This window comes from Hymenobacter sp. BT188 (assembly GCF_014333585.1).
In the GTDB taxonomy this organism is placed as follows: domain Bacteria; phylum Bacteroidota; class Bacteroidia; order Cytophagales; family Hymenobacteraceae; genus Hymenobacter.
In genome coordinates this window covers 27,944-54,128 of sequence record NZ_JACSCW010000001.1, presented here as the reverse complement: position 1 = coordinate 54,128, position 26,185 = coordinate 27,944, and the positions used below count along the sequence as shown (strand labels likewise).

The window sequence follows — 26,185 nt, the reverse complement described above, 5'->3', positions numbered from 1 at the left end:
ATTCCGCCGCATAATTTAGTTGGATGAGGGCTTGGCCAGCGCGATAAACAGTGCGCCGGCGGCCATCAGCAACGCTCCCACAATTACCTGCCAGTTGATTTTTTCTTTCAGGAAAACGACGGCCAGAATTATAGAAAATACCAGCGACACTTTGTCGAGGGGCGAGGCGCGCGATGCCTCGCCAAGCTTAAGGGCTTGAAACGACAGCAGCGACGATACGCACGTCACGATGCCGGCTATTACCAGAAAGGTCAGGCTCCGCCGGTCGATGCGCGATACATCCGGCAGATTGCCCTGATAAGCGACCACACTCCACGCCACCAGCAAAATCAGCACCGACTGTATGGCGAAGGCCAGGCTGGAATCAACATTCTTAATGCCGGCCTTGGAAAGGGTAACTACCACAGCCGCCGACACGGCCGCTAACAACGAAAAGACAATCCACATACACTTCGGCTTCGTCAACTACTCCGGCATTCACACCGCTCCAGATACCTAAGCGCGTTGGCCTTAGCGGGCACTTCACAGTACGGTGGCCGGGGGGCAAAGTTATTGAGTGATAGGACACACAGTCGTGATTTGACTCAAGCATGCTCCCGTAGCATGGTCAGCTATTACGGCAGCTGAAGGTAGGTGTGGGGGGCTTTTTAGAGGCCATCAAGGCTTAGCCCAACGCGGGCAGCAATAAATTAATCTCAGGAATTTTACTACTCAATACTCTATGTATATGCGGCTAAAGCGCCTGTCATGCGCAGTAGCGAATGGTTGATGTTGAGCCTCGACTTATTTGTGCAAAAACTTCCCGCAGACTAAAAAATGATATATAACATTTTTCCACTTTGATAATTATATAAGCTCCTCCTCAAAACATTGTTTTTTTCTAGTCCACTTCACTCTTACCTAACTATTCTGGTATGAAAAAACATTACATGAGGCAACTACTGCTGGGCTCCCTAGCCCTTGCGTTAGTTAGCGAGACCCAAGTGCTGGCTCAGGGAAAAAGCCAAGAAAGAGGCTCAGGCATAGCCAAAAACAAAAAATCCAAGATTTCTGCTGACCTGATGAAGGTGGCCGAAGATCAGGCAGCGAGGGCGCAACGCTCGGCTCCTGTGGTTAGTCAGGTAGAAGGCCTTTCTGTAACGCCTGACGTTCAGATTTTTGACGGCTATGTTGTCATTGAGGCTACCTCCGTTGAAGGCAACGCAAGTGGACTATTGCAGGAGCTGCAGGCCCAGGGCCTAAAAAGCGGGGCTTCCTACGGTGTTATGGTTTCGGGCTTGTTCCCGATTGCCAAGCTGCAAGGCCTGGAAGCGGTTAACTCCCTGCTGTTTGTGCGCCCGGCTTACACGCCGGCCCGCAACGTGGGTGCCGTAACCAGCCAGGGCGACGTATCGCTGAAGTCGGATTTGGTGCGCGCCAAGTACAACGTGTCAGGGGCCGGGGTGAAGGTGGGTATCCTCTCCGATAGCTATAACAATCGGAATGGGGCCGCGGCCGGAGTAGCCAGCGGCGACTTGCCAGCCAACGTACAGGTGCTGGAAGATTTGCCCAGCGGCGGCAGCGACGAAGGTCGTGGCATGGCGGAGCTGGTGCACGATGTAGCGCCCGGCGCCGACCTTGCCTTTCACACCGCTTTTCTGGGTCAGGCCAGCTTTGCCCAGGGCATTATTCGCCTTGAGGAGGCCGGAAGCCGCATGATTGTGGACGATGTTATTTACTTCGCTGAGCCTTTCTTCGAGGATGGTATTATTGCGCAGGCCGCTGAGGAAGTGGTAGATCGGGGCTCTTCGTATTTCTCGTCCGCCGGCAACCAGGGGCAGCAATCCTATCAGGCACCCTACGCCAACTCGGGCATCGTAGTACCTGGCCTTGAGGGCACAGCCCACGCTTTCGCTCCCGGCGACGTTCGCCAGAGCATTAGGATACCTGCCCGTGGCAGCCTGACGATTTCCCTACAATGGACTGATCCATTTTTCTCGGCTAACGGCGTAGCCGGTGCCAAGACCGACATGGATATGTATCTGTTCTTTGGTAATACTCTCATCGCTTTTTCTGCCGCCGATAACATAGCCAACGGCGACCCCGTGGAAATTCTGGGTGTCACCAATAATGGAAATGCCGCAGCCACCGTCGAGCTGGTTATTACCAAGTTTGCCGGCCCCGATCCTAAGCTGCTGAAGTACATCAACTTCGGCAGCACGCCCCTTGCTGTGGAGTACGACACGCGTAGCTCTACCATTGCCGGCCACGCCAACGCGGAAAAGGTTATTGCTGTGGGTGCTTCGGCCTATTTCAACACACCGCAGTTTAACCCCAACACGCCCCGCCCGATCATCAATGGCTTTTCGTCGTTGGGTGGCACGCCAATTTATTTTGAGGATGGCGTAGAGCTGAAAAAGCCACAGGTATATGAGAAGCCTGAGGTAACTGGCCCCGACGGAGCCAACACTACTTTCTTCGGCGCTGACACTCCGATTGATGCAGATGCTTTCCCCAACTTCTTTGGTACCTCGGCGGCGGCACCGCACGTAGCGGCCGTGGGGGCGCTTATGCTGGGCGGCGTAGTCGGCAATTTGCCCCCCACCCAGATCAGAAAGCGCCTGATTGCCTCGGCGCTTGATATGGACAACCCGCTGACTCCTGGCGTTTTTGACACGGGCTTCGACTTCAAAACCGGCTACGGCTTCGTGCAGGCTGATGTAGTATTCGAAGAGCTGAAGAACCGCGTACGAAGCGAGTCGTTGACGGCAGTAGCAGCTTCTTCCATCAAAGGCAGCGGCGTATTAGCCCTGGGCACCGAAGCAAGCGTGTATCCCAACCCATCTACGGGCGAGGTGACTTTCAACGTAGTAGCCGAGGAAAACCAGCCCATCAGCGTGGTAGTGTCCGATCTGAGCGGCCGCGAAGTATTCCGTACCAAAGGCACGCAGCGCCTGTCGCTGACCCAGAACCTGGGCGCACTGCCCAAGGGCATGTACATCACCAAGTTTGAGGTAGCAGGCCGGTCCTCTTCCCAGAAATTAGTGATTCAATAGCCCGGATACGAACCATCTTTTCTAATGCAAAAAGCGCAGCCAGTGGCTGCGCTTTTTTGTATGGTGGCCGCTGGGGGCTTTTTTATACCTCGGGCAGCCGGATTCTCTCTAGATAAGCAGCCAGCCCTGCCGGGTGCTGAAACAGATGAATGAACAGAATGCGCTCTTCATCCTGCACGCGCCACACTTCGGCGTAAAAATCGCCGAACGCATAAAGTTGCAGGCTAAAGCTATCTTGCTGGCGCTCGGCCAGGAAATGCCCCCCTTGCCGCAGCAAGACGGCCTGGTGGCCCATGGGTAGCAGTTTGAAGGCGGTGAGTTGCATAAGGTGTAATGCCTCAACGGGCGATGCCGCTACGGGGGTTCCAGGGGAGTACCTCGGCGGGCTGCATTAAGCGTTGCATCGCTAATTTTGCCCCCCAGGCCCAAAATTAGCACGTTGCCGAAGACAACTACGCGTCCTACTTCGCACGTACTGCCCAAACCGGATGCTTCGCTCGGGCCGCACTAGTGCATCTGAGCTGATTTGGGGGTAACTAACTTTAGCATGACAACTCCCATCCTCATTATTTTTATCGGTTTCCTGATCTTCCTCGGCCATTATCTGGCCGAGATGTTCGACCGGACCCGCATTCCTGATGTGGTGGGCTTGCTGCTGGTAGGAATCCTAATAGGCCCTGTATTTCACCTCATCGATCCGGCCTCGTTTGGGCAGGCGGGCAGGGTTTTCACAAACATCGTACTGGTATTTATTCTGTTTGAAAGTGGGCTGGAGGTACGTTTTGAGCAGCTGAAATCGGCGTTGCGGGGTACCGTTACCCTCACCACCCTCAACTTCATTGTGACCACCATGCTGGTGGCGGCCATGGCCCAGATGTTCGCGGGCCTCGACTTTCTCAGCTCCGTTATTCTGGGCAGCATTCTGGGGGGCACTTCCTCGGCGGTGGTTACCACGCTGGCTCGTAAGGTGGATATTCAGGAGCAAACCTCTACCACGCTGGTCATGGAGTCGGCCTTCAGCGACGTGTACACGCTGGCCATTCCCATCTCGCTGATCAGCCTTTACACGGGCGCTTCGTTTAGTCTGGGTTCCATGTTTGGGCACATTTTCACCTCGCTGGTGCTGGCTGTAGTAGCGGGCGTGGCCTCCGGCTACCTGTGGTCCATACTACTGAATAAGGTACCCACGCTTCTCAAAACGCGCTTTTCCACGCCAGCTTTTGTCTTTATCGTGTACGGATTGGTGGAGCAGCTTGATTTCAGCGGCCCGATTGCGGTGCTGTTTTTCAGCATCACCTTGGGCAACGTTACGCTGCTGCGCCCGCGTTTGCTCTACCCGTATCTGCCCAGTCGCCACATCGAGCTGACCGCGGTTGAGAAAGACTTTTTCTCCGAAATGGTGTTTCTGCTGCGCACGTTTTTCTTCGTGTATGTGGGCATGTCGATTGTGCTCAACAACGCCTACCTGATTGTGCTCGGGGCGGCTATTACCCTGCTGCTTTTTCTGGTGCGCATCCCGGTCGTGCTGGCTTCTGCCGACACCAAAACCCCGCTGTTCGACATGTCCTTCATGAGCATCATGATTCCCAAGGGCTTGGGGGCGGCCGTACTGGCCACGCTGCCTGCCCAGCGGGGTTTGCCCAGCGGCCCCGCTATTCAAACCATCACCTTTGCCGTAATTATTTTCACGACCGTTTTCTGTACGGTGCTCTTCTTTGTACTGGAAAAACGCAAACTGCTAGGCTTTTATCGGCTTTTCTTTGGCTCCCACCGCCCTCTCGATGCCGCTTCTATGCCGCCCACCGAGCCTGCATCAGCCGCCGGGGGAAAGCCCTGATTACCCGTTATTCCCTCTTTGGGGGGCAAATCTGGAAGCAAAGCAAGTCTCAGGCCGCTGGGCAAAGCAATATTTGCTGCGCCAACTCGTTTGCTTCTAGGTGAAGCGCTATATAGCTTACGTAATTATTTATTTTTATAAATAATTACTTGCCAGACAGATCTTTACAAGCTATTCGCCTTAAAGACTAGAATAGCTACTGACGCTGCCGGAAGTTCGGCTAAGCTGGACCATTCTTTGTGTTGTCATATTCTAAGAACAAGAAAGGATTGAACAGGTGGCGTGCTTCGACTTCTGTTCTTAGAACAGACGAAAAAGCCTTAGCCTGCCAAGTAGCTGCAATCCATTCCCGTTCTTAATTCAAGGCAACTGTTTGGTATTTTGCCTTTTAGCTTATTACGCGTTACAGCTTACCGCTCAGCGTAGTTGCTTGGCGCTTTTATCGGGGGCCATTTCACATGTCTGTTTTTTATCAACCATCTGCGGAGTTACTCCAAGCATTGGGCTTCGTGCAATTCCGCTCGCCGCCCCGCCAAATGCGGTATAGCCGTCCCAGCGCCTGCGGACAGGAAACTGTTGTGCTCTACGAAGATGATGAAATCACTTTGCTGGAGGTAGTCGATGGCCAGATGCTCTATAGCTTTCAGGGCCGCGTAGCATCCGAAGCAGAGTTCCGCGTGTTGCTGCGGCAGGTAAACTGGTCAGCGGAGCCTCCCGCGCCTAGTTCTTTGTAAGAATCAGGCTCCGCGTTGGAAGCGGTACTTTAACGCTTATCACTGACCTTCAATCATTGCTTTTTTTATCAGTACGATTATGAATGAAGACTTACGCCTCAGCCTAGCCAATAATGCGAAGGAATGGCTGGCTCTTTCGCTTACTATTTCTTCCGCTGAAAAAGTGGTATTTAAGAGTATCCATGATGGGTTTCTGTCTAGTCACGGCGCCGAATTTATGGTGCATGTATACCGCACTACTTTTGAGCAAGCCCTGCAAAGTATGCCCGATACCGAGCGCAACAAGCTTCTGGTGACTTTTCGCGAAGCCATGGACAAGTCCATCGATGAGCACTACGCCAGTATTTCCGCCTGATTTGGCGGGTTAACGCAGCACGTATTTCCGCCGCTGGCTTGCTCCGACTGCCACAGCCTGCGGCCACTTAGTTTTAAGGCTGATTAGCGGAGAATGCATTTTTTCGTGGATGTTTGCTGACTGTTCAGCATTCCTTAATCCACATCATGAACACCTTTCGCTTCCCACACCCGCTGGTTCTTCTGGTTGGGTTTATTGTGCTGGCCACGCTGCTGAGCTACGTGCTGCCCGCCGGCGTATTTGAGCGCCGCGCCGATGCCGCCACCGGCCGCGAAGTAGTCATTCCGGGCTCCTATCACCGGGTGGCCCCTTCGCCAGTTAGTCCGCTGGAAGCGGTGGTTAGTATTCCGCGAGGTATGCAGGAAGCGGCCAGCGTCATCTTTTTCGTTTTTCTGACGGGCGGGGCCTTCACCGTCGTTGACCATACGGGCGCGCTGCGGCGGGGCGTCGACTGGCTGTTGGTGCGCTTTCAAGGGCGAGAGGCACTTGTTATTCCGCTTATTTCCTTGCTTTTCGCCACGATGGGCGCGCTGGAGAATATGCAGGAAGAAATCATTCCGCTGGTGCCCGTGCTGCTGGTACTCATGCGACGCTTAGGCTATCCGGTGCTTACGGCTGCGGCGGTAAGTTTGGGTGCTGCCGCTGTGGGAGCGGCTTTTAGCCCCATCAATCCTTTTCAAGTAGGCATTGCCCAAAAGCTGGCTCAGCTGCCTCTGCTTTCCGGCGCGGGCTTTCGGCTGATTTTTCTGGCCGCTGCCTTAGTGCTCTGGATTGGCGGCACCATTCGCTACGCTACCCGCCACCGCGTAGCTCCCGAACTGGCAGAAGCCGAAACCGAAACTACGGGCGGCGCGGGCCGCCATGGGTTGGTGCTGCTGTTGCTCCTGCTCACGTTTGCCGCATTTACCTACGGCGTTCTTAATCTGGGTTGGGAATTCGAGCAGATGGGTGCCTTATTTTTCGTGCTGGGCGTAACGGCCGGCTTAGTTGGTGGCCTGGGCCTAACGGGCACGGCTGAAAGCTTTATTGCCGGCTTCCGCGACCTGGCTTTTTCGGCCCTACTGATTGGCTTTGCGCGCGCCATTTTTGTGGTGCTAGAGCAGGGTCAGATCGTAGATACAATTGTGCAGGCTATGTCTGCGCCGCTGGCAGGGTTGCCGGTTACGCTATCAGCCTTGGGCATGATGGCGGTGCATACGGCCCTGCATTTGCCCGTGCCCAGCGTGAGCGGCCAGGCGGTACTCACGATGCCCATTCTCACGCCCCTCTCCGATTTGCTCGGTTTGTCGCGCCAGGTTACAGTGCTGGCTTATCAATACGGCGCTGGCCTCTGTGAACTGATTACGCCTACCAACGGCGCCTTGATGGCCATTGTGGCAGCGTGCGGCGTACGGTTTGATGCGTGGTGGAAGTTTGTGCTGCCCTTATACCTGGGGCTGCTAGTGCTGGGCGCGCTGGCGGTGGTCATTGGTATTGTAATCGGTTTACAATGATTCTTTCACAAAAAAAGCCCCCCAGATAGTCGTCTGGGGGGCTTTTTTTGTGAAATTGACTTCAAATAACGCTGCGCAATTCCTCGGGCTCAAACACTCGCTTGATTTTGCGCTTTTTCTCCACGATTTGAAACCGGGGCCGATCGCGGCTTTCGTCCCAATACACGTCGGAGATGAGGCCACGGTGCGGTTCCCGGCCCGGCTCCGGGTTTATTTCTTCTACTAAGTCGCCGAAGCTGAACACGGGCTTTTCACTTAGCTCCGTGAACAGTTCGCCACTGACTTTGAACTGCTGTTCATCATACCGAATCAAAATCCAGTCGTCAGTTTCATCAATTTTCTCAAATAGCTTACCCATCGGTTCCAGCCACTCGAAGGTGCGGCGGTTGGCCGGATGGATGTAGCGCAGGCCATAATCGGGAGTCCAGGGGTATAAGCCGTAACGAACAGGTTTTGGTCGAGCCATGAAAGCGAGATAGATACGAAAATTCAACAACCAGCCGCCCACCAATAGGTTGGGCATGGCTGGGGGGCAAATTTCAGAACACGAAACGCCGGCAATTTATTCCGCAATGCCCACTACTTCCCAGGCTTTCGGCACTTTTCTCCTGGGCTATTTCAGCGCGTTATTTCTTAAATATCTCTGTGGCATGGGCTAACAACCGGTCACGGTGGGCGGGGAAGCAGGACTCATAGCGACTAAGCACGGCAAATTTCAGGGCTTGTGCAATGTCATGGTTTCCGGCCATTGTAGTGCTCTGACAGAATCAGCTGTGCCCCAGACAACCAAATGCCAACCTCGTCAGTTTAACACGATCTACCGTCCAGTTTTTGTAGCGACGGATCCGCGACTTACTACCCCTAAATGCCAACTCACCCTGCCCCCATTGCCTCTACCCTACAGCTGGGTATGGGCGCTATTCCACATTCTGCCGGCACCACCTTTCGCGTGTGGGCGCCTCACGCCGAGGAAGTTAACGTAATAGGTACTTTCAATGATTGGTCCAACAAAAGCAATCCGCTCCGCCCCGAGGCCGACGGCTATTGGGCTATCGATGTTGCTGGCGTGAAGCCCGGCGATGAGTACCGGTTTCTGATCTGCTACCAAGGGCAGGAATTAAGCAAAAACGACCCCTACGCCCGCGAAGTCACGCATTCGGCCGGCAACTCGGTGGTACCAAACCACGATTTTGACTGGGAAGATGACCACTTTGAAATGCCCCCCTGGAACGCGCTCGTCATCTACGAAATCCACGTGGGCACCTTCAATGCCCCCGATCCCGATAAGCCCGGCACCTTTTACAATGTTATCGAGAAGCTGGATTATTTACGGGAGCTAGGCATTAATGCCATCGAAATTATGCCCCCCACAGAGTTTCCGGGCAGCCGGAGTTGGGGATACAATCCCTCCCATCCCTTCGCTATCGAAACTGATTATGGTGGGGCCAACGCTTTTAAGCAACTGGTAAAAGAGGCGCACAGACACGGAATAGCTGTTATTCTGGACGTAGTCTACAATCACTTTGGCCCCGGCGACCTCGACCTGTGGCAGTTTGACGGCTGGCAGGAAAATGATGGTGGTGGCATTTACTTCTACAACGACTGGCGGGCCGAAACGCCTTGGGGCCACAACCGCCCCGACTACGGTCGCCCCCAGGTGCGCCAGTACATCCGCGACAATGCCCTGATGTGGCTGGAAGAGTTTCGGGTCGATGGCCTGCGGGCTGACTCTATCTCCCACATTCGCAACGTGCACGGTAGCGCCGACCCCTCCACCGACTTGCCCGAAGGATGGGACCTGATGCGCTGGATCAATGAGGAGATTCAGGCCCGTATGCCCTGGAAAATCACGATTGCCGAAGATTTATTGGGCAATGAGTACATCACCCGCTCCACCGATCAAGATGGGCAAGGGTTTTCTACTCAGTGGGATGCTGCCTTCGTGTATCCCATTCGCGAAGCCCTAACAACTCAGCACGACGCCGACCGCGACATGCTGGCCGTGGCCGGTGCCATCGCTCAGACCTACAATGGCGACGCTTTCCAACGGGTTATCTATACCGAGTCGCACGACGAGGTGGCCAACGGAAAGTCGCGGGTACCGGAGGAAATCATGCCCGGCGCCGCTCATCATTGGTACCCCAAAAAACGCGCAACTCTGGGAGCGGCGCTCGTGCTCACCTCCCCCGGTATTCCTATGCTGTTTCAAGGTCAGGCGATGCTGGCCGATGGTTTTTTCTCCGACGATCAGCCGCTGGACTGGAGCCGGGCCGAAAAACATAGCGGCCTGATTCACCTCTACCGCGACCTGATAGCCTTGCGCCGCAATTTCTCTGGCACTACGCGCGGCCTTTCAGGTCAGCATACAGAGGTTTTTCATATCAATAACGAAGATAAGATTATTGCTTTCCGCCGCTGGGACCAGGGCGGCCCCGGCGATGAAACCATCATCCTAGCAAATTTCGCGGATACCACACGTGAAGGATATTGCATTGGGCTACCCTCTGCTGGACAGTGGCAAGTACGCTTCAATAGCGACTGGGAAGGCTACGATCAGGAGTTTAGCAACTTCGAAAGCTTCGGCGCCGAGGCAGAGGAAGGCGAGTACGATGCGTTACCATTTCATGCCTGTTTTGGGCTGGCACCATACTCCGTCTTGATTATCTCGCAATAAAAGTCGTAAATCGGATCTTACAGAAGAGCGCAGAGCAAATTACCCGTTCTGCGCTCTTCTGCGTTTTCACACGTGCCAGTCTGCGGAAAATCCGTAAGCCCGTCTATCTTGTCAGCCCTACGACCTACTAAACTCTTTCGCATATGCAGCCCCCCCCCTCAGCCCCCGAAATCATTGCCCCCGATGCTCTGCTCGTTGAAGTCGCTTGGGAAGTCTGCAATCAGGTGGGGGGCATTTATACCGTTATTCGCTCCAAAGTACCCGCCACGGTGCAAGGCTGGGGCGACCGTTATTGCCTGCTTGGGCCTTATTTTCCGCAGCAGGCACAAGGCGAGTTTGAGCCCATCGAAGATCATGAGCTAACGCTCCTCACCGACCCATTTGCCGGGGCCGTGCGTCAGATGCGCCTCATGGGCTACGACGTGCAGTACGGCACTTGGCTTGTAACGGGCCGGCCGCGGGTGGTGCTCATCAATCCTTTTCAGGTGTACGACCGTCTGGGTAGCATCAAAACTGACCTATGGCAGCACCACGGTATCCCCACACCCGACCACGACGACCTGCTGCATCAGGTTGAAGCCTTCGGGCATTTGGCTACTATTTTTCTGCAAATTCTGACTGCCGAAACAGTGCCACCCCAGCGCGTAGTGGCTCATTTTCATGAGTGGATGACGGGCGTAGCTATTCCGGTGTTGCGCCGCGAGCAGGTGCCTTTACACATTGTGTTCACTACCCACGCCACGCTGCTGGGCCGCTATCTGGCCATGAATGATCCCAACTTCTACGACCACCTCATGCAGGTCAATTGGGAAGCAGAATCGCGCAATTTTAACATCGAAACGGCCGTGCGGATAGAGCGCGCGGCTGCCCACGGCTCCCACGTATTCACGACAGTTAGTGAGCTGACGGTGCGCGAGTGCATTTATTTATTGGATAGAATTCCGGACGCGGTATTACCCAACGGCCTCAATATTGAGCGCTTCGTGGCCCTGCACGAATTTCAGAATCTGCACCAGCAATACAAGGCCAAGATCCATGACTTTGTAATGGCGCACTTTTTCCAGAGCTACGCCTTCGATCTGGATAACACGCTATACATGTTTACCTCGGGCCGCTATGAATATCACAACAAGGGCTTCGATATAACGCTGGAAGCGCTGGCACGTCTGAACTACCGCTTGCAGCAAAGCGGCATGGAAGGTCAGGTTGTAATGTTTTTTATCACGAAGCGGCCATTTACCAGCATCAACCCGCTGGTGCTTCAGAGCCGGGCGGTGCTGGATGAAGTGCGCGAAACCTGCGCGGCCATAGAGCGGCAGGTAGGTGAGCGACTCGTGTATGCCGCCGCCGCTAGCACCGATCATCGCTTGCCTAATCTGTCGGATATGGTAGATGATTACTGGCGCCTGCGCTACCGCCGCACCCTACAAAGTTGGAAAACCACACAGCTACCTTCCGTTATCACTCACAACTTGGTTGACGACGCGAAGGATGACATTTTAAATTTCCTGCGGCGCTCCAACCTGGTTAACAACCAGCACGACCGCGTTAAAATCGTGTACCACCCTGATTTTGTTTCGCCTACGTCTCCCTTGTTTGGAATGGAGTACGGGCAATTTGTGCGCGGCTGCCACCTGGGTATTTTCCCATCGTATTATGAGCCCTGGGGCTACACGCCGCTCGAATGCGTGGCCCGTGGCGTACCAGCCATTACCAGCGACTTATCCGGCTTTGGCGACTATGTGATGCAGAATGTGCCCGACCACGAAGACAAAGGCATTTATGTGGTGCAGCGCCAAGAGAAAACCTTCGACGAAGCGGCCGAAGAACTCACTAATATGCTCTGGAATTTTGTGCTTCTAAATCGGCGCGAGCGAATTATGCAGCGAAATAAAGTGGAGAGTTCCTCCGAGCTATTCGACTGGAAAAACCTGCGTGAACACTACGATCGGGCTTATTCACTGGCGTTGGAGAAAGTGTAGAAAAGAATAGCACACTTGCTTGTCTCTACATCTTGATCAAAAAAAGCCCTCCAGGTGCGATAAAAGCGGCTGGGGGGCTTTTTTTGATGCGTGTGCTTACGCTTAGCGTTAGGGTAGTAGCACTTGGTTGATGACGTGCACTACGCCATTGGTAGCCAGAATATTAGCGGCAGTAATATTGGCAGCCGTGCCGGATCCTCCGCGCACGGTAAAGCCGTTGCCAGCCGCAGCAATGGTCACATTGCCATTCAGCGTAGCCACGTTGCCTGGTGCCAGATCAGACGAGAAGACCCGGCCTGTCCCGACGATATGCTTTTGCAGAATGCTTACCAGCGTGGCATCAGGTATCTGACTTACATTTTGCAGATTTAATGCCGTCAAAGCTGCCCGAAAAGCAGCGTCAGTGGGGGCAAATACGGTGATGTTGGAAGTGTTGGCAGCGGCGGCCGTTAACAGGGCCTGCGCTGCGGGTCGCGACAGTGCCTGCAATAGCAACGTAAACTGGGCCGGGCTAGCAGTTGCGCTGCTTTGCACGATAGCGGCAATAGTCTGGCTTGGGGGCAGCAATACGTTATCGATAGCGTGAATAGTGCCATTGCTGGCATCTATATCGGCTGTTACTACTCTGGTGCCACCATTTATAAAGACGTTGTTGCCGGCCTTGGTCAGGTAAATGGAGTTGTCATTGACGCCCGAAGCACTAGCCGGCCGCGCCGTAGTGCTGGTGCTAGCCCCAGCAGCAATATCGCCGGCCGTTACGTTGGCGCTCAGTACGTGATAGAGCAATACGCCACGTAGGGCTGCAATCTGGGTGGCATCCGTTACGGCATTAATTTTGGCTGCCGAGCTGAAGGCGTCGAGGGGGCCGCCAGCTAATTTGGCAAATGCTGCATTGTTGGGAGCAAACACAGTAAAGGGCCCGGTGCCGCTTAGCGTCGTGGCCAGATCAGCCTTGGTGACAGCAGCAACCAGAACGCTGAAGTCAGCATTGCCTTGGGCCACTTGCACAATATTTTGCTGGGTAACTGGCGGCACATCCACTTCATCGTCGTCGCAGCTGGTAGCGCCTAGCCCAACCAACAAACCAACGGCAAGTAATCGCAAGGCCCGGAATGAGGGAAGCGAGCGGAATAAAGTGTTCGTTCTCATTTGTTGAATTTTTTTAGTTAAAAAGTTAAACAAACATTGAGATACTATTACATGTGAGTTGAAAAAATGTTTGTATTAATTTTTCATTAAAGCCTGTTAATCAATCATATCTGAAAGTTGTCTTACTCATTTTATGCGTCTTTCTCATAAATTTCTGATAATCCTGCCGCTGCTTGCGTGCTCGGTGGCTGGCTTAGCTAGTGAGCTCTGGTTGCTGCCACCACGCTTCTTTGTGCTGGCTGGTAACCAGCAGAATCTGCACGTTTTTGTGGGGGAGGATTTTACTGGTGAGCGGTGGGCTGGTAAAAGCGCCCGCCTTACCAGTCTGCACCACTATACCGCCACAGACTCCGTTGATTTAACCGCAGCCGCTACCAGCGCCGACACGCTGCAAACGGCTATTACTTTCCAAAAGCCAGGTTTGCACTTGCTAGCGCTTACCACCACTAATTCCTTCGTGGAGTTGGCCGGTGATAAATTCACTTCTTACCTACAGGAAACTGGCCTCGACAATGCCTTAACCCTGCGCCGCCAGCGTGGCGAAACCACCAAGCCCGGCCGCGAATTATACCAGCGCTGCGCCAAAACGCTTCTTGTGGCCGGACCTATTATTACTTACGACAGCACGTTTGCCCGCCCTAGTGGGCAGGCGCTGGAATTGATTCCAGAGCAAAATCCTTACGCCCTGAAAGCCGGGGCCGCTCTTACTGTGCGGGTATTGTATGAAGGCAAGCCGCTACCCCGAGCGTTGGTACATGTGTGGCAACGTGGCGCACCCAATCAAACAATTACCCGCCGAACCAAATTATACACTAACCAAAATGGACGAGTGCTGTTTCATTTGTCGGCTCCGGGCAGCTATATGCTTAGCACTGTGTGTATGGCGCCCACCACCGACCGCAAAACGGCCGATTGGCAAAGCACTTGGGCCACGCTTACGTTTGGATTTGCCCCCCAAAAGGGCCTTTAAAAAATTCGGGATTAGTACTTAAATTTAATCAGTATTTTTCCTAGCTTAGTGACTATTTCGAATAAAAAGAATGATAGAATGGGGTACTTATTACGCTTAGCTACGCCCAATTAATTCATTCCACTCTTTTACTTTTGTCTGTGTGTGAGTATTCCTTATCCGGGATTAGCCAATTTCACACGAACTGTTTTTTTGTTACCTTCGCAATTCCCATTAACCCGTCCCTAACGTCCGTATGAAGTACTCCATCGATAAAAAGGAAACTTACACCATCATCACTATTGATGAGAAGAAGCTGGACACCACGGTGGCCCCGGACCTGAAATCGGAGTTTGTCAAGCTGAACGCGGAAGGCATCAATAACCTCATCCTGGATCTGGGTAACGTGAAGTACACTGATTCTTCCGGGCTTAGCTCCATCCTGATTGCCAACCGCTTATGCAATTCTACCGGCGGTTTGCTGGTGCTCACGGGCCTGCAAGACCATGTGATGAAGCTTATCACCATCAGCAAGCTTGAATCTGTATTGCATATTCTGCCCACCGTTGAAGAAGGGATTGACCGCGTATTTCTGCACGCTATCGAGCGCGACTTGACCAGCAAGGAATAGGTTTTTCAGTTATCTGCTGTTGGTTGTCTGTTGTCAGTTTATCGAAGCTGATAGTAGACGACCAACTTTTTTTTATAGCTAGATGAGTGAATGGGGAATGCGTGAATAACTGTCTTTTATCCGACTACTATTTCACTCATTCCTCCATTCAGCCATTCATCTTTCTCACATGGAGTTTGAGCTAAAAATACTGGGTAGTGCTTCGGCCACGCCTTTTCTCAACCGGCACCACACAGCCCAGGTGCTCTCCGTCGACGCGAACTCCTACCTCATTGATTGCGGCGAAGGCACGCAGCGACGCCTGATGGAATACAAAGTGCGCCACCAGCGACTGGGGGCCATTTTTATTTCTCACCTCCACGGCGACCACTTTTTCGGACTGTTTGGGCTGCTTTCCACCATGCACCTGCACGGCCGCACCGAACCGCTGCTGCTCTTCGGCCCAGCTGGCCTCGACGATATCATCAGTACACAATTTCGCTACTCCCATACCCAGCTTTCTTTCGAGCTGAACTTTACCCCCGTTGATACTACGCAGCATGCGCTGGTGTATGAGGACAAGTATCTGACTGTACATAGCCTGCCCATGCGGCACCGGATTCCGTGCTGTGGCTATTTGTTTCGGGAGCACCCCAAGCGCCGCCACCTCGATAAAACCCGCCTCCCCGCCGACCTCACGCCAGCTCAGCTCAGCCGACTGGCCCAGGGCGAAGATATATTCGACGAAGCCGGCAATCTGGTGGTGGCCAATGCCGATGTTACCACCGATCCTTCGCCTTCGCGCAGCTACGCCTACTGCGCCGATACGCTCTACACTCCTGCCCTTGCCGACTTGGTGCGCGACGTGGATCTGCTGTATCATGAGGCTACTTTCATGGATGATATGCGCGAGCGGGCCACGCTTACCCATCATTCTACAGCACGGCAGGCGGCACACCTGGCGCGTCGGGCCAATGCTCACCGCCTGCTTATTGGTCACTTCTCCTCCCGCTACCGCGAGCTGGAGCCTTTATTGGATGAGGCAAAAGCGGTATTTGAGTGGGTAGAGCTGGCGACTGAAGGCAAAATAGTTACCCTCTAAGTAGCTGCCGGCCGCTTACTGAGCCAGTAGTTCTTTTCAACCGAAATCTGAGCGTGCTATAGCGTGCTCCTGCTTTTATGACCCCTTTCGGACGCAAAAAACAGCAGCTTTACCTCGTGCTCAGCGGGATTTTTGTAGTGAATGCATTGCTGGCAGAAATCATTGGAGTCAAGATTTTTTCGGTAGATGCCCTGATGGGGCTGCCCGGCAACCTGACGGCCGGTGTGCTTATTTGGCCAGTCGTATTTGTCACCACCGATATCATCAACGAATACTTTGGGCGGGCGGGCGTGCTGCGTATCAGCTACCTCACCGTGGGCCTGATTCTGTATTCCTTCGTGGTTATTCTGGCCACCACACATTTGCCCCCCGCCACCTTCTGGCTCGATGTAAACAAGACGGACGCGGCTGGCCGTCCATTCAATATTGACTTTGCTTACCAAAGCATTTTCCGCCAGGGTCTGGGAATTATTGCCGGTTCTATCACGGCCTTTCTGATTGGGCAGGTGCTCGACGCGACGGTATTTCAGGCAATACGGCGCCTGACGGGTGGGCGCTACGTGTGGCTGCGCGCTACTGGCTCCACGCTCATCTCCCAGCTTGTGGATAGCTTCGTGGTACTGTACGTGGCGTTTTACTTATTCGGCAACTGGTCGTTTGAGCAAGTGCTCAGCGTAGCCAACACGAACTACTGGTATAAATTCGCGGCGGCAATTATGCTGACGCCGGTAATTTATTTGGCCCATTTTCTGATTGACCGCTACCTAGGCAGCGAAGGAACTGTGGAATTGCAGCAGGAAGCAGCGGCTGATGTAAGTGTGTAAGAATCAAACCAACTGTAGATGTTAATAATCAAAGCCTTTATGCGTGCATTTCTACTTTCGTTTTTCGGGGTTTTATTGCCTCATTTATTATTAGCTCAAGGTTTTCAGTCTGGTTCCTGCATTTTTGGCAATGATAGCCAAACAAGGCATGTAGGTATGATTCGACTTCACTCGAATTATTTAGACTTCAAGAATGGGAAAGGAGAAGTAGTCAAACTATTGCCAGAAGATGTATATCGTTTTCAAATTGGCAACTGCAATTTCACTACTGCTAGCGGCTTTATTGTTCCAACAGTTACAGCTGAAAAGGTAATGAAACTGACATTTGTACAACTCCTTGACAGTGGGCAAGTAGTGCTCATGCGTTACAACGAGGAAAACAGATATGCGCCTATAATGGGATCAGGTGGTTCCATGATGTCGTATGGTGGTGCCTATACCCTTAACACCTATTTGTTACAACGGCCAAATGAAGAAGAGGCGACTTCGTTGCCAAAGAATAGCAAAGAACTGCGCCTAGCATTGGCGCCTTACGTCCAAAACCGAGGGGACTTAATTAAACTGCTAACAGATAAACGCATTTCACAGCGTAATCTCGAAGCTTTCATCCATTCACTCAATACTGGTCAGCCTTTCGTGGACGTTCCCCGCACGGGCTTGGCCAGCGAGTTTTAGACTCTCTTTTTCATGTCCCGAATTCTCACCGGTATCCAAAGCACCGGCCGTCCACACCTCGGCAACTTACTGGGGGCCATTTTGCCCGCAATTGAGCTGTCGAAAAGCGCCCAGAACGACTCGCTGTATTTCATTGCTGATCTGCATTCACTCACTACGGTGCGCGACGCGCAGGTACTGCGGCAAAACACCTACGCCGTGGCCGCAGCCTGGCTGGCCTGCGGATTTGACACGGAGAAAAACCTGTTTTATCGCCAGTCCGATGTGCCGCAGGTAACGGAACTGACCTGGTATCTGAGCTGCTTCACGCCGTACCCGATGCTGGCGAATGCCCACTCATTCAAGGATAAGTCGGATCGGCTGGCGGACGTAAATGCGGGCCTGTTTACGTACCCTGTGCTTATGGCTGCGGATATCCTGCTCTACGACGCCGATATTGTACCCGTGGGCAAAGACCAGATTCAGCACCTGGAAATCACGCGTGATATTGCCGCTACATTCAACAGCCGCTACGGCGAAACGTTTGTGCTGCCTAAGGCTCGTGTTGATGAGCAATTAATGACAATTCCGGGTACCGATGGGCAGAAAATGAGCAAGAGCTATGGCAATATCATCGACATATTTGCCCCCGAAAAAGAGCTACTCAAAACCATCAAAACTATCGTGACGGATAGCCGCGGACTTGACGACCCGAAAGACCCGGAAAACGACACTATTTTCAAGCTGCACTCGCTGCTCGCTACGCCTACCGATACTGAAATAATGCGCGAGAAATATCTGGCTGGCGGCTACGGTTATGGCCACGCCAAACAGGCGTTATTTGACCTAATCATGCAGCGCTTTGCTACCGAGCGTGAGCAGTTTAATTTCTATATGCAAAATCTGCCTGAGCTTGACGCACGTTTGGCCGAAGGCGCTCGCAAAGCGCAGGCTTATGGACGGGAAGTTCTTAATCGAGTACGCGAAAAAATCGGCTATTCGATCTAGAAATAAAACTACTTGGGCCTGACAAATAGCACATTGTAATCGAAGCAAATTTTTCAATAAAAAGCCCCCCAGAGCTGCCTCTGGGGGGCTTTTTACTAACCTGAAATTTCTCGTAAAGATATAAAACTTGAATAGCCAAGGGTGTAACTATTCGAGATGGTGCTGGCCACTGTAGAAGCTAAATCCTAGTTTACTACCACGGCTTACCTGTTGATTTTCGATCTTTTGCTTTACTGTAATTTTCTGTATTTCCTGGAGTGGCGGCGCAATCAAATCGTTGTTTACGGCGGCAATCATGGCGCTTTCTACAAACAGTTTCAGGGCATCGTGGGTGAGCATGTTATCCGCCATATTTATATCAGGCAGTTCGAGCTCTTTTACACCCTCGATGAAGTAGTGATTTTCGATATTAATGAGCAATCGACCCACTAAATAACCAGGGTCATTGAGGCGCTGATATTTGATGCTATCGGCCATGAAATTGTAAGCCATAATATGACCAAAGAAGCGGCGCCGGAAATCCTCTTCTACGTACTTGCTCGGCATGGGGCCGTAGTCATCGGGGAAAGTGACAATATTGGAGTGCATCACGAACATAAGCAGGTCGCCGGAGAAACGGATATGAAACTCCATTTCGTTGATTGGCCGGTACTCAATTACCACCGTAGAATCGATGGCCGTGATGCGCCGACTTAGCTCCAGCGTCAGTTCCATCGATACCTGACGCAGCAACTCAAAGGCGGCGCTGGTGTTCCGGAATATGGCTTGCTTGGCCGTGGCTTTTTGCTTCAGTCCTTCCGAAATAAGTGCCAGACGCTCAGTGGCTACCTCAGCCGTAATTACTTCGGCGGCAGCCATCGCCTCCTCATGTTTATGAGTAGTTTCAGCATCCTTTATAGGGTCAGCAATTGGTTTTTTGGGGGTTCTTTTGGCCATAATTGCAAAGGGTAGTAAAGGCAGCCGCCGGACCGAAAAGCCGTGAGCAGTAGTAGGAAGTTACGCGGTTGAGCTTGTTAAGTTAGTGAACCAAAGCTGTGCCAAGCCAGCTTTGGCCAAATCGAACTACTACAACTCAGGGGCCAACAACCCGTTTTCTGCCTGGTGCTGAGCTAAATGTGGCGGGCTGGCAAGTGCAGGTACCGGCTCCCAGGTGCTGCTCTGAAAAGCGACCGTTCGCAGACCCGAATGCGGAAAATCGGCTGTGGGGGGCAAAATCATGCGCTCCGCCGACTCGTGTTTTATCGCTTCTCCTACCTTGCGCACCGCGCCGGCTGGCACGGCCTGCTTTTCCAGCGTCTGCAGCAGCTCCTTGCCATTCACTTCAGCTATGCGTTGGCGCAACAGTTCTTCCAACGCTATTCGATTAGCCACGCGCAGGGCATTCGTTTGAAAGCGGGCATCTGTTGCCCACTCCGGCCGGGCCAGGGCGGCACATAGCAATCCAAACTGCCGGTCGCTGCCGACGGCCAGCACCAGATGCCGGCCGTCGGCGGCGCGGTACACGGTACCGTAAGGCACAATGCCCGGATGCCCGGATCCTAAAGGCTTGGGGTCGTGGCCAGTAACAAGCCAGGTCGCGGCCTGATTGGCCAAGGAAGCCAATGCGCTGTCGAGCAAAGACGCCTGCACATAGGCACCGCGGCCGGTGTGCGTACGCTGGTAAAGCGCGGTGAGCAAGCCCTCTTTCAGCTGGTGAGCGGCCAACAGATCGATTAGAGCTACCGGCATTTTCAGCGGCTCACTACCGGGCGGGCCATTCAGGTACATGAACCCCGCTTCGGCCTGTAGCACCGCATCATAACCCGCGCGGTTGATAGCAGGGCCGTAGCCAGTGAGATGACCGTAGATGAGGCGCGGATTGGCGGCCGAAAGGGTAGCGTAATCGGCGCCCAGCTTTTCGGCATCGCCTGGTTTATAGCTGGCCAGCACAATGTCGGCGCGAACGGCGAGCGTACGGATAGCCGCTTGGCCATCAGCCGTGGTAAGGTCCAGCACGATGGACTTTTTACCCCAATTAGAAGCAGCGAAATACGCTGATATATCCGTCTCAGCAGTTTCAGAGGCGGTCTTCCAAGTGCGGGTTACATCGCCGCTGGGGGCTTCTACTTTCATAACTGTTGCTCCCAGTTCGGCGAAGAACTGACCGACCTGCGGCCCCGCTAGCACAGAGGCTAATTCCAGAATAAATATGCCAGTGAAAGGCTGGGAGGCTTTTTCAACTATATAATTAGCAGAAGGCAAGGTAGTCAGATCCATTTTTGGCCAGCAGAAGTTCGGCAAGATAAATCCGGCAAGCGGCACTTCTTTAACTGGTCCGTTACAGCTGCTTTTGAACCGCAGCACGAAGACGTTTGTCTTATTCTATATACTCCGCACTCATCTGTGATGCAAGCAAATGTAGCCCCAATGGCAGCGCTTCAAAATGGCGTATATTTGCACTAAATCAAGCGGTTCGCTGACCAGAAAAACAAGGTCAGCTATTTCTTCACTTCACTTAGCTGCACCTTGAAATTTAGCGAGTTTAATCTCCACGACGACCTTCTGGCCGGTGTGGATGCCATGAATTATCTGAACGCCACGCCCATACAGGAGCAGGCGATTCCCAAAATTATTGAAGGTAAAGACCTGATTGCCTGCGCCCAGACGGGTACCGGCAAAACGGCGGCCTACCTCCTCCCCCTCCTCGACCGCATCTCGCACGCCAAGCACGGCCACACTTCGACCCTCATTCTGGTGCCCACCCGCGAGCTGGCCACACAGATTGATGAGCAGGTAACGGGCTTCGGCTACTTCGTAGAAGCCAGCAGCATAGCCATTTATGGCGGCGGCAAAAGTGAAGGTTGGGAGCAGCAGAAGCGCGCCCTCACCAGCGGAGCCGACATTATCATTGCTACGCCCGGTCGCCTGATTGCTCACTTGCAAATGGGCTATGTGAAGTTCGATCAGATAAAGTATCTGGTGCTGGACGAGGCCGATAAAATGATGGATATGGGCTTCTCTGATGACATCCTCAACATCGTGGGGCAGTTGCCGAAAAAGCGCCAGACGCTGCTGTTCTCGGCAACCATGCCCAATAAAATCCGCGACTTCTCGAAGCAGATTCTCAATGAGCCCGAGGAAATTCGGTTGGCCGTGTCCAAGCCTGCTGCTGGCATTGATCAGCAGCTGTACATGGCTTTCGACCGCCAGAAAATTTACATTCTAGAACACATTCTCAAAACCCAGAATGTGCAGAGTATGGTACTGTTTACCTCGCAAAAAGCAGCAGTGGGCAACATTGTGCGGTCTATCAATAAGCTAGGCTACGTGGCCCAGGGCATTAGTTCCGACCGCACTCAGGAAGAGCGCGAGAAGATCATGCGTGACTTCAAGAACAAGCAGTTCCCGATTCTGGTAGCCACCGATGTGCTCAGCCGCGGCATTGATATCGACAGCCTTTCGCACGTGGTGAACTATGATATTCCGCGGGCAGCCGAGGATTATGTTCACCGCATTGGCCGCACGGCCCGCGCGGCTACTACCGGCACGGCTATTACCTTCATTGCCGACCAGGACCAGGACCGCGTTCTTAAGATTGAAAAGCTTATTGAGCGGGAGCTGGAAAAGAAGAATATCACCGAGGAATTGGGCTTAGGCCCCGCCCCGGAGTTTGACCCGAAGCGCTTTAGTGGTCTGGGGGGCAAAATTGGTGGTCGTCCGGCTCGCAATGGACACTCAGCCGGTGGCAGCTCGCGTGATGGCGGCGGCCGTGGCCCCCGCCGTGAAGGCCCTCGGGATGGCAGCCGCCCACCCCGCCGCGATGCAGATGCCAACGATCCGGCACAGAAAGAGCGTATTGCCAAGGCTAACGCGGCCCTGGCTGCCCTCGATGCCGGTGGTGCGCCCGCCCAGCCCTACCAGCGCCCGCCACGTGCCCCGCGCCCAGAAGGCGAAGTGCGGGAGCCACGTGCACCCAGAGCTGAGGGAGAACCAACGAATGGCAGCAGCCCACCACGCCCACCACGCGAGCCTCGGGCTGAAGGAGACACTGGTGAAGGTCAGAAGCGTCGCAAGCGCGGTGGCCGCAACCGCAATGGTCGTGGTCCGCGGCCTGAAGGCGGCAGCACCGAGACCGCGCAAGCGGCGCCTTCAGTAGCTGACAAAGAGTAGAACTCAAGTAAAAGCCCCCCAGATAACTATCTGGGGGGCTTTTTTTTATAGGAAGCCAAGCTGCCAAACTCCTAAAGTTGCTGGCGGAACTAGCTTAGGCAAGTGGGTCACCTACCTCGCAGCCTGTTGGGAGTCGGGCAAGGTAATTAACTACTTAAAAGTTGACTTGAGCCTGCAGGCGCAACAACCCACCGCGCTCCTGGTTGCGGGGTCGCTGAGAATCCTCGAAGCGTCGCGAGGAAAGCGTGTACATGGCCACCAGTTCGAAGCTGCTGAACGGCTGCCACTCCGCTCCGATTTCGGCCTCGCGCACGGTGTAGCTGCGGGCGTCACGCTCGTGCTTTTTGCCGCCATCGTAGTACTGAATGCGCAGAAACGGATAAAGCTGCTGCTGTTTATAGCGTAGCCGGTAGTTCAGCAGCATGTAGCCGCCGTGCAGGTTTTGGGTTTCAATGCTATCGGTGCGGGGGTTAAACTCGGGGCCTCGGCCCACATTGTATTCGGCCTGCACCCCGAACGGCTGGGGATAAAGCACGAAAGTGGCTGCCACGCGCTGATCGGGGTAGCGCAGGTCGGGTCGGTACTTCACGCGGGCCGACAGTTGATCCTTGGCTACCACGTACTCGCCGGTATAGGCCTGTAGTCCCGGCTCTATGATCTGCCGACCCATGACCAGCGGGTACGTGAAGCGCGCTACTATGTGGCGCTGGTTGTTAAGCTCCGGGCGGTTGGCGGTCTGGCCATTGTAAGCGCCCACGCCCAGCATGCCGTAGTCGCCGGAGCCTTTGAGTCCATCCTTGACGAGCTGGGCCAAGCGCTGCCGCACGGCCGTAGGCGCCCAGTAAAACATGACTCCTAGATCCCGCTCATTAGCCACAGCGCTATTTAGGCCGTCATTGCGGTCGAGGGCCAGACGGTTCTGGCTCGACTGCATATTCTCGAATCCATAAGGCACTTTGCTCTGCCCTATCCGCAGCCGAAAACGGCTAGCCTTATCCAGGCCCAGATCGATGTAGGCATCGCGCAATTGCCCAAAGTTCTGGGAGCTGCTCCCACTTGGAACGCTGGCAAAGTCAGGCTGCAGATAAAAATAGACGCGCTCGTGCAGCTGCCCGAAGAAAATTACCCGCACCCGCCGCAGGAAAAATCCACCATTTCTGCCCCACGACCTGTCGCACTGCTCACAGGTCAGGTCGGGGTTGGTCTCAAGCAAACGGTTGTAGCGTGCCTGCGCGTAGCCCCGGATAGCAATGTTCTGGTACCATTTTTTAGCAGCCGGCGGGGTTGGAGGCAGCGAGTCGGCCATTTGACCGTAAGCTTGACTGGCTAATAAAACCAGCAAGCTGAGTAACAATTTCTTCATGAAAGGATAATGCTGGCACAAAGTGCGGCATTATATGTTACCCCTATGTTACCTAAGTGTGACCTTAATATTACGAATGAATTGCCGGCCTTGAGGTTATTCGTCAGGATGCATCATTTTGAGAATAAAAAGTCCCCTAGTGTTGGTCTGGGGGGCTTTTTTAGGTCTAGACAATATTGCTGAGTAAGGGAAAAGCAGCACTTCGCTCTACAGCCCATTTGCTTATTCAACCTGCCATTACACCTACCCTGAACAGGCAAATGAAGGTACTAAGCAAGGGGAGGTAAAAAATCAGCAAATAGATGCCTGAATAAAAAGGCCTTACATTTGGCAATTCAATGAGTAAATGTATCCTTCTCGGAATATCTACCGTTGATAAGCACCTAAATACTTCCCTTATGAAGCCTACCAAAACAAAAAAGGTTGAAGAGCTGAAAGATGCAGCTACTACCACGAAAAAAGTAGAAACGCCTCTGGAGGCGTTGTATCGCCGGGTGAAGCAAGCCCAACAGCGTCGTGCTCAAAAACGCAAGCACATTAACCCCTAAGCTAGCTGCGCAGTTTTGATAAAAAGCCCTGCCTACTTAAGTAGGCAGGGCTTTTTATTGATCTAGAGCTGATGGTGAGCCTGAATATGAAAGTTTATTTCTCTCATTTCTAGTCCACAGAATCTTCATCCGTGCACATGAGCGTGGCATACGCATCGAGCCAAAAAAAGCCCCCCAGCATATTGTTGGGGGGCTTTTTGGTGTTTGTGGTGAATAGTCTAGTTGCGAGTCATCAGCGCATTTGCCTGTAGCTCGCCAGCCGGAATCGGCCACACATACAGCGGATCTGATGGTGCTACAGCGCTGACAGAGCTTTTACCTGGAATCGTTGCATTCAATCGCATAATATCCAGGTTGCGAATTCCCTCGCCCAAAAACTCGATACGGCGCTCAAGCAGAATGTTGCTTACCGTAGCTTGCGTATAAGGGGTGCCTGCAGAGCGCGTACGCACAGCATTGAGCAGGGCCAAAGCCTGAGCATCGGTGGGCCCGTTTACTCGAGCACGCGCCTCAGCCAAATTCAGGAGCACCTCAGCGTACCGAATAACCGGCGCTTTATCCAGGAACGGGTTTGTGGAAGTAGAGCCGTTGGAATACTTCGTCAGAAAAGGAGTAGTTCCGACCCGGAATACGAAGTTCGTTCTGCGCGCATCTGTGGCCGACCAGGCCGTATTGCCCAGAATACCATCAGAGTTCAGCGCGTACTCACCGTTGCCACCCCGTGAGCCTGGCAGGAAGTAAAATCCCAGCTGATTCTGGGTGCCAGGAGCGTTTTGAGCAGTGAACGGGAAGCTCAGGATGCTCTCTGAGGTTTCCTCTGGAAAGGTAAATACGGCGGTTATCGAAAGATTGAGAGCATGAGTCACGCCACTAGTCGCGGTAAAAGGCGCGGCGGCAGACACAATCTTATTAGCTTCCGTAATAACCTCAGCATAGCGTCCCATTGCCAAGAGTACCCGCGTTTTTAGGGCAATAGCGGTATTGCGATGTGCTCTGGTTGTGTTTAGGGCAGCACCACTATACGTTAGGGGCAAATTTTGCTCGGCAAAGATCAGATCAGCCAAAATCTGGTCGTACACTTCGGCTACTGTGCTGCGCGCCAAGTCGTTGTTGGTCGAGCCAGTTTCTGCCATAATGCGCAAAGGCAAGCCGGGCTTACTGCCCTGACCATCAGCATATGGCCGAGCATACAGCTGCAAAAGCGCATGGTAGCTCAGCGCCCGAAGTAGCCGGGCCTCACCCCGGTAAGCGTTGGCCGTAGTAGTTGCGAAGTCGGCGGGAAAGGCCGGAGCGACAAACTTCGCCGTGTTGGCATCAAGTCCAGCCAAGAACACATTAGCCTGGTTAATGGCCGCATAAGCCGCGTTCCAAAGATTGGTAACGTCGTTCTGCGACGACTCGGTAAGCGTATGATTCCACACGCTGTAGCCCGTCACGTTATTACTCGTTTGCACGATAAAATCGTCGGCCCGGATATCGCCATACACCTGGTAGCGGCCACCGTAAAAAGCGCCTGCCTTTACATATGTGTAGAGGGAATTAACCTGTAGCGCAACCCGCGTGGGAGTGTCGAACACCACTAAGTCGGAGAACACCGTTTCGGGCACCGGCTCCAGCAAATCAGTTTGGCAGGAGAATGCTCCCATGCTTAGCAAGGCAGTGCAGATAGCCACCTTCGCCTTATTATTTAGTATCGTATTCATCTGTATCAGAGGGAGC

The 26,185-nt window shown here is 53.5% G+C and carries 23 protein-coding genes; 15 read left to right on the top strand and 8 right to left on the bottom strand.

All coding sequences use genetic code 11. From position 1 onward, the window contains the following. Positions 1-15: 15 nt before the first annotated feature. Positions 16-447 carry an EamA family transporter gene (locus tag H8B13_RS00210; protein WP_187308832.1) on the bottom strand — a complete coding sequence of 144 codons (432 nt, stop codon included), beginning with the start codon at positions 445-447 and terminating at the stop codon, positions 16-18. Between the two features lie 467 nt (positions 448-914). On the opposite strand from H8B13_RS00210, the gene H8B13_RS00205 reads away from it, so the two are divergent. After that, on the top strand, positions 915-3,035 hold the full coding sequence (locus H8B13_RS00205) for a T9SS type A sorting domain-containing protein (RefSeq protein ID WP_187308831.1): 2,121 nt from the start codon (positions 915-917) through the stop codon (positions 3,033-3,035). Positions 3,036-3,117: 82 nt separating this feature from the next. Here H8B13_RS00205 and H8B13_RS00200 read toward each other — a convergent pair whose 3' ends face one another. Further along, positions 3,118-3,360, bottom strand: coding sequence for a hypothetical protein (locus tag H8B13_RS00200; RefSeq protein WP_187308830.1), 243 nt, complete (start codon positions 3,358-3,360; stop codon positions 3,118-3,120). A 222-nt stretch (positions 3,361-3,582) separates the two neighbouring features. On the opposite strand from H8B13_RS00200, the gene H8B13_RS00195 reads away from it, so the two are divergent. From H8B13_RS00195 to H8B13_RS00180, 4 genes are all read left to right on the top strand, one after another. After that, complete coding sequence (locus H8B13_RS00195) at positions 3,583-4,872, top strand: cation:proton antiporter (protein WP_187308829.1); 1,290 nt, start codon at positions 3,583-3,585, stop codon at positions 4,870-4,872. A gap of 458 nt (positions 4,873-5,330) precedes the next feature. Further along, positions 5,331-5,606: a hypothetical protein gene (locus H8B13_RS00190; protein WP_187308828.1), complete on the top strand. Its 276-nt coding sequence runs from the start codon at positions 5,331-5,333 to the stop codon at positions 5,604-5,606. Positions 5,607-5,685: 79 nt separating this feature from the next. After that, a complete protein-coding gene (locus H8B13_RS00185) occupies positions 5,686-5,961 on the top strand; it encodes a hypothetical protein (protein WP_187308827.1) in 276 nt (91 codons plus the stop codon). Positions 5,962-6,107: 146 nt separating this feature from the next. Continuing rightward, positions 6,108-7,454: a YfcC family protein gene (locus tag H8B13_RS00180; protein WP_187308826.1), complete on the top strand. Its 1,347-nt coding sequence runs from the start codon at positions 6,108-6,110 to the stop codon at positions 7,452-7,454. A gap of 61 nt (positions 7,455-7,515) precedes the next feature. Here the strand turns inward: H8B13_RS00180 and H8B13_RS00175 are convergent, their stop codons facing one another. Then, a complete protein-coding gene (locus H8B13_RS00175) occupies positions 7,516-7,920 on the bottom strand; it encodes a DUF6960 family protein (protein WP_187308825.1) in 405 nt (134 codons plus the stop codon). A gap of 399 nt (positions 7,921-8,319) precedes the next feature. Between H8B13_RS00175 and H8B13_RS00170 the strand changes: the two genes are divergently transcribed. Both H8B13_RS00170 and H8B13_RS00165 read left to right on the top strand, forming a co-directional pair. Next, positions 8,320-10,128: an alpha-amylase family glycosyl hydrolase gene (locus H8B13_RS00170; protein ID WP_261990166.1), complete on the top strand. Its 1,809-nt coding sequence runs from the start codon at positions 8,320-8,322 to the stop codon at positions 10,126-10,128. Positions 10,129-10,271: 143 nt separating this feature from the next. Continuing rightward, entirely contained in the window at positions 10,272-12,110 is a 1,839-nt protein-coding gene (locus H8B13_RS00165; RefSeq protein WP_187308824.1) for a glycosyltransferase, read from the top strand. 108 nt (positions 12,111-12,218) lie between these two features. Here the strand turns inward: H8B13_RS00165 and H8B13_RS00160 are convergent, their stop codons facing one another. Further along, on the bottom strand, positions 12,219-13,259 hold the full coding sequence (locus H8B13_RS00160) for a fasciclin domain-containing protein (protein WP_187308823.1): 1,041 nt from the start codon (positions 13,257-13,259) through the stop codon (positions 12,219-12,221). A 133-nt stretch (positions 13,260-13,392) separates the two neighbouring features. Here H8B13_RS00160 and H8B13_RS00155 point away from each other — a divergent pair, with 133 nt between their 5' ends. The 6 genes from H8B13_RS00155 to trpS all read left to right on the top strand — a co-directional run bounded on the left by H8B13_RS00155 (position 13,393) and on the right by trpS (position 18,406). After that, positions 13,393-14,229: a DUF4198 domain-containing protein gene (locus H8B13_RS00155; protein WP_187308822.1), complete on the top strand. Its 837-nt coding sequence runs from the start codon at positions 13,393-13,395 to the stop codon at positions 14,227-14,229. Positions 14,230-14,464: 235 nt separating this feature from the next. Beyond that, positions 14,465-14,839 (top strand): STAS domain-containing protein, encoded by a 375-nt coding sequence (locus H8B13_RS00150; RefSeq protein ID WP_084446661.1) that lies wholly within the window; start codon positions 14,465-14,467, stop codon positions 14,837-14,839. Positions 14,840-15,008: 169 nt separating this feature from the next. After that, on the top strand, positions 15,009-15,920 hold the full coding sequence (locus H8B13_RS00145) for a ribonuclease Z (protein WP_187308821.1): 912 nt from the start codon (positions 15,009-15,011) through the stop codon (positions 15,918-15,920). Between the two features lie 77 nt (positions 15,921-15,997). After that, positions 15,998-16,744 (top strand): queuosine precursor transporter, encoded by a 747-nt coding sequence (locus H8B13_RS00140; RefSeq protein WP_187308820.1) that lies wholly within the window; start codon positions 15,998-16,000, stop codon positions 16,742-16,744. A 39-nt stretch (positions 16,745-16,783) separates the two neighbouring features. Further along, positions 16,784-17,419, top strand: coding sequence for a hypothetical protein (locus H8B13_RS00135; RefSeq protein ID WP_187308819.1), 636 nt, complete (start codon positions 16,784-16,786; stop codon positions 17,417-17,419). Between the two features lie 12 nt (positions 17,420-17,431). Then, a complete protein-coding gene (trpS, locus tag H8B13_RS00130; RefSeq protein ID WP_187308818.1) occupies positions 17,432-18,406 on the top strand; it encodes a tryptophan--tRNA ligase in 975 nt (324 codons plus the stop codon). A gap of 147 nt (positions 18,407-18,553) precedes the next feature. Here trpS and H8B13_RS00125 read toward each other — a convergent pair whose 3' ends face one another. Continuing rightward, a complete protein-coding gene (locus H8B13_RS00125; RefSeq protein ID WP_261990165.1) occupies positions 18,554-19,342 on the bottom strand; it encodes a hypothetical protein in 789 nt (262 codons plus the stop codon). 129 nt (positions 19,343-19,471) lie between these two features. Continuing rightward, positions 19,472-20,662 (bottom strand): CaiB/BaiF CoA transferase family protein, encoded by a 1,191-nt coding sequence (locus H8B13_RS00120; protein ID WP_187308817.1) that lies wholly within the window; start codon positions 20,660-20,662, stop codon positions 19,472-19,474. 303 nt (positions 20,663-20,965) lie between these two features. Here H8B13_RS00120 and H8B13_RS00115 point away from each other — a divergent pair, with 303 nt between their 5' ends. Further along, positions 20,966-22,555 (top strand): DEAD/DEAH box helicase, encoded by a 1,590-nt coding sequence (locus H8B13_RS00115; protein WP_187309513.1) that lies wholly within the window; start codon positions 20,966-20,968, stop codon positions 22,553-22,555. A 154-nt stretch (positions 22,556-22,709) separates the two neighbouring features. Here the strand turns inward: H8B13_RS00115 and H8B13_RS00110 are convergent, their stop codons facing one another. Next, the gene (locus H8B13_RS00110; RefSeq protein ID WP_187308816.1) at positions 22,710-23,918 is read right to left on the bottom strand and encodes a porin; all 1,209 of its coding nucleotides are present in this window, start codon (positions 23,916-23,918) and stop codon (positions 22,710-22,712) included. A gap of 398 nt (positions 23,919-24,316) precedes the next feature. Here H8B13_RS00110 and H8B13_RS00105 point away from each other — a divergent pair, with 398 nt between their 5' ends. Beyond that, complete coding sequence (locus H8B13_RS00105) at positions 24,317-24,466, top strand: hypothetical protein (RefSeq protein WP_187308815.1); 150 nt, start codon at positions 24,317-24,319, stop codon at positions 24,464-24,466. A gap of 218 nt (positions 24,467-24,684) precedes the next feature. Here the strand turns inward: H8B13_RS00105 and H8B13_RS00100 are convergent, their stop codons facing one another. Continuing rightward, positions 24,685-26,169, bottom strand: a complete 1,485-nt coding sequence (locus H8B13_RS00100) for a RagB/SusD family nutrient uptake outer membrane protein (protein WP_187308814.1) — start codon at positions 26,167-26,169, stop codon at positions 24,685-24,687. Positions 26,170-26,185: the final 16 nt, after the last annotated feature.

What these genes read in the sequence shown, in the direction of transcription:
- H8B13_RS00175 (WP_187308825.1), bottom strand. Translation starts at nt 7,920, where the DNA reads ATGGCTCGACCAAAACCTGTTCGTTACGGCTTATACCCCTGGACTCCC.
- H8B13_RS00120 (WP_187308817.1), bottom strand. Translation starts at nt 20,662, where the DNA reads ATGGATCTGACTACCTTGCCTTCTGCTAATTATATAGTTGAAAAAGCC.
- H8B13_RS00165 (WP_187308824.1), top strand. Translation starts at nt 10,272, where the DNA reads ATGCAGCCCCCCCCCTCAGCCCCCGAAATCATTGCCCCCGATGCTCTG.
- trpS (WP_187308818.1), top strand. Translation starts at nt 17,432, where the DNA reads ATGTCCCGAATTCTCACCGGTATCCAAAGCACCGGCCGTCCACACCTC.
- H8B13_RS00190 (WP_187308828.1), top strand. Translation starts at nt 5,331, where the DNA reads ATGTCTGTTTTTTATCAACCATCTGCGGAGTTACTCCAAGCATTGGGC.
- H8B13_RS00110 (WP_187308816.1), bottom strand. Translation starts at nt 23,918, where the DNA reads ATGAAGAAATTGTTACTCAGCTTGCTGGTTTTATTAGCCAGTCAAGCT.
- H8B13_RS00180 (WP_187308826.1), top strand. Translation starts at nt 6,108, where the DNA reads ATGAACACCTTTCGCTTCCCACACCCGCTGGTTCTTCTGGTTGGGTTT.
- H8B13_RS00205 (WP_187308831.1), top strand. Translation starts at nt 915, where the DNA reads ATGAAAAAACATTACATGAGGCAACTACTGCTGGGCTCCCTAGCCCTT.
- H8B13_RS00145 (WP_187308821.1), top strand. Translation starts at nt 15,009, where the DNA reads ATGGAGTTTGAGCTAAAAATACTGGGTAGTGCTTCGGCCACGCCTTTT.
- H8B13_RS00115 (WP_187309513.1), top strand. Translation starts at nt 20,966, where the DNA reads ATGAATTATCTGAACGCCACGCCCATACAGGAGCAGGCGATTCCCAAA.
- H8B13_RS00125 (WP_261990165.1), bottom strand. Translation starts at nt 19,342, where the DNA reads ATGGCCAAAAGAACCCCCAAAAAACCAATTGCTGACCCTATAAAGGAT.
- H8B13_RS00105 (WP_187308815.1), top strand. Translation starts at nt 24,317, where the DNA reads ATGAAGCCTACCAAAACAAAAAAGGTTGAAGAGCTGAAAGATGCAGCT.
- H8B13_RS00100 (WP_187308814.1), bottom strand. Translation starts at nt 26,169, where the DNA reads ATGAATACGATACTAAATAATAAGGCGAAGGTGGCTATCTGCACTGCC.
- H8B13_RS00150 (WP_084446661.1), top strand. Translation starts at nt 14,465, where the DNA reads ATGAAGTACTCCATCGATAAAAAGGAAACTTACACCATCATCACTATT.
- H8B13_RS00195 (WP_187308829.1), top strand. Translation starts at nt 3,583, where the DNA reads ATGACAACTCCCATCCTCATTATTTTTATCGGTTTCCTGATCTTCCTC.
- H8B13_RS00170 (WP_261990166.1), top strand. Translation starts at nt 8,320, where the DNA reads ATGCCAACTCACCCTGCCCCCATTGCCTCTACCCTACAGCTGGGTATG.
- H8B13_RS00200 (WP_187308830.1), bottom strand. Translation starts at nt 3,360, where the DNA reads ATGCAACTCACCGCCTTCAAACTGCTACCCATGGGCCACCAGGCCGTC.
- H8B13_RS00160 (WP_187308823.1), bottom strand. Translation starts at nt 13,259, where the DNA reads ATGAGAACGAACACTTTATTCCGCTCGCTTCCCTCATTCCGGGCCTTG.
- H8B13_RS00140 (WP_187308820.1), top strand. Translation starts at nt 15,998, where the DNA reads ATGACCCCTTTCGGACGCAAAAAACAGCAGCTTTACCTCGTGCTCAGC.
- H8B13_RS00185 (WP_187308827.1), top strand. Translation starts at nt 5,686, where the DNA reads ATGAATGAAGACTTACGCCTCAGCCTAGCCAATAATGCGAAGGAATGG.
- H8B13_RS00210 (WP_187308832.1), bottom strand. Translation starts at nt 447, where the DNA reads ATGTGGATTGTCTTTTCGTTGTTAGCGGCCGTGTCGGCGGCTGTGGTA.
- H8B13_RS00155 (WP_187308822.1), top strand. Translation starts at nt 13,393, where the DNA reads ATGCGTCTTTCTCATAAATTTCTGATAATCCTGCCGCTGCTTGCGTGC.
- H8B13_RS00135 (WP_187308819.1), top strand. Translation starts at nt 16,784, where the DNA reads ATGCGTGCATTTCTACTTTCGTTTTTCGGGGTTTTATTGCCTCATTTA.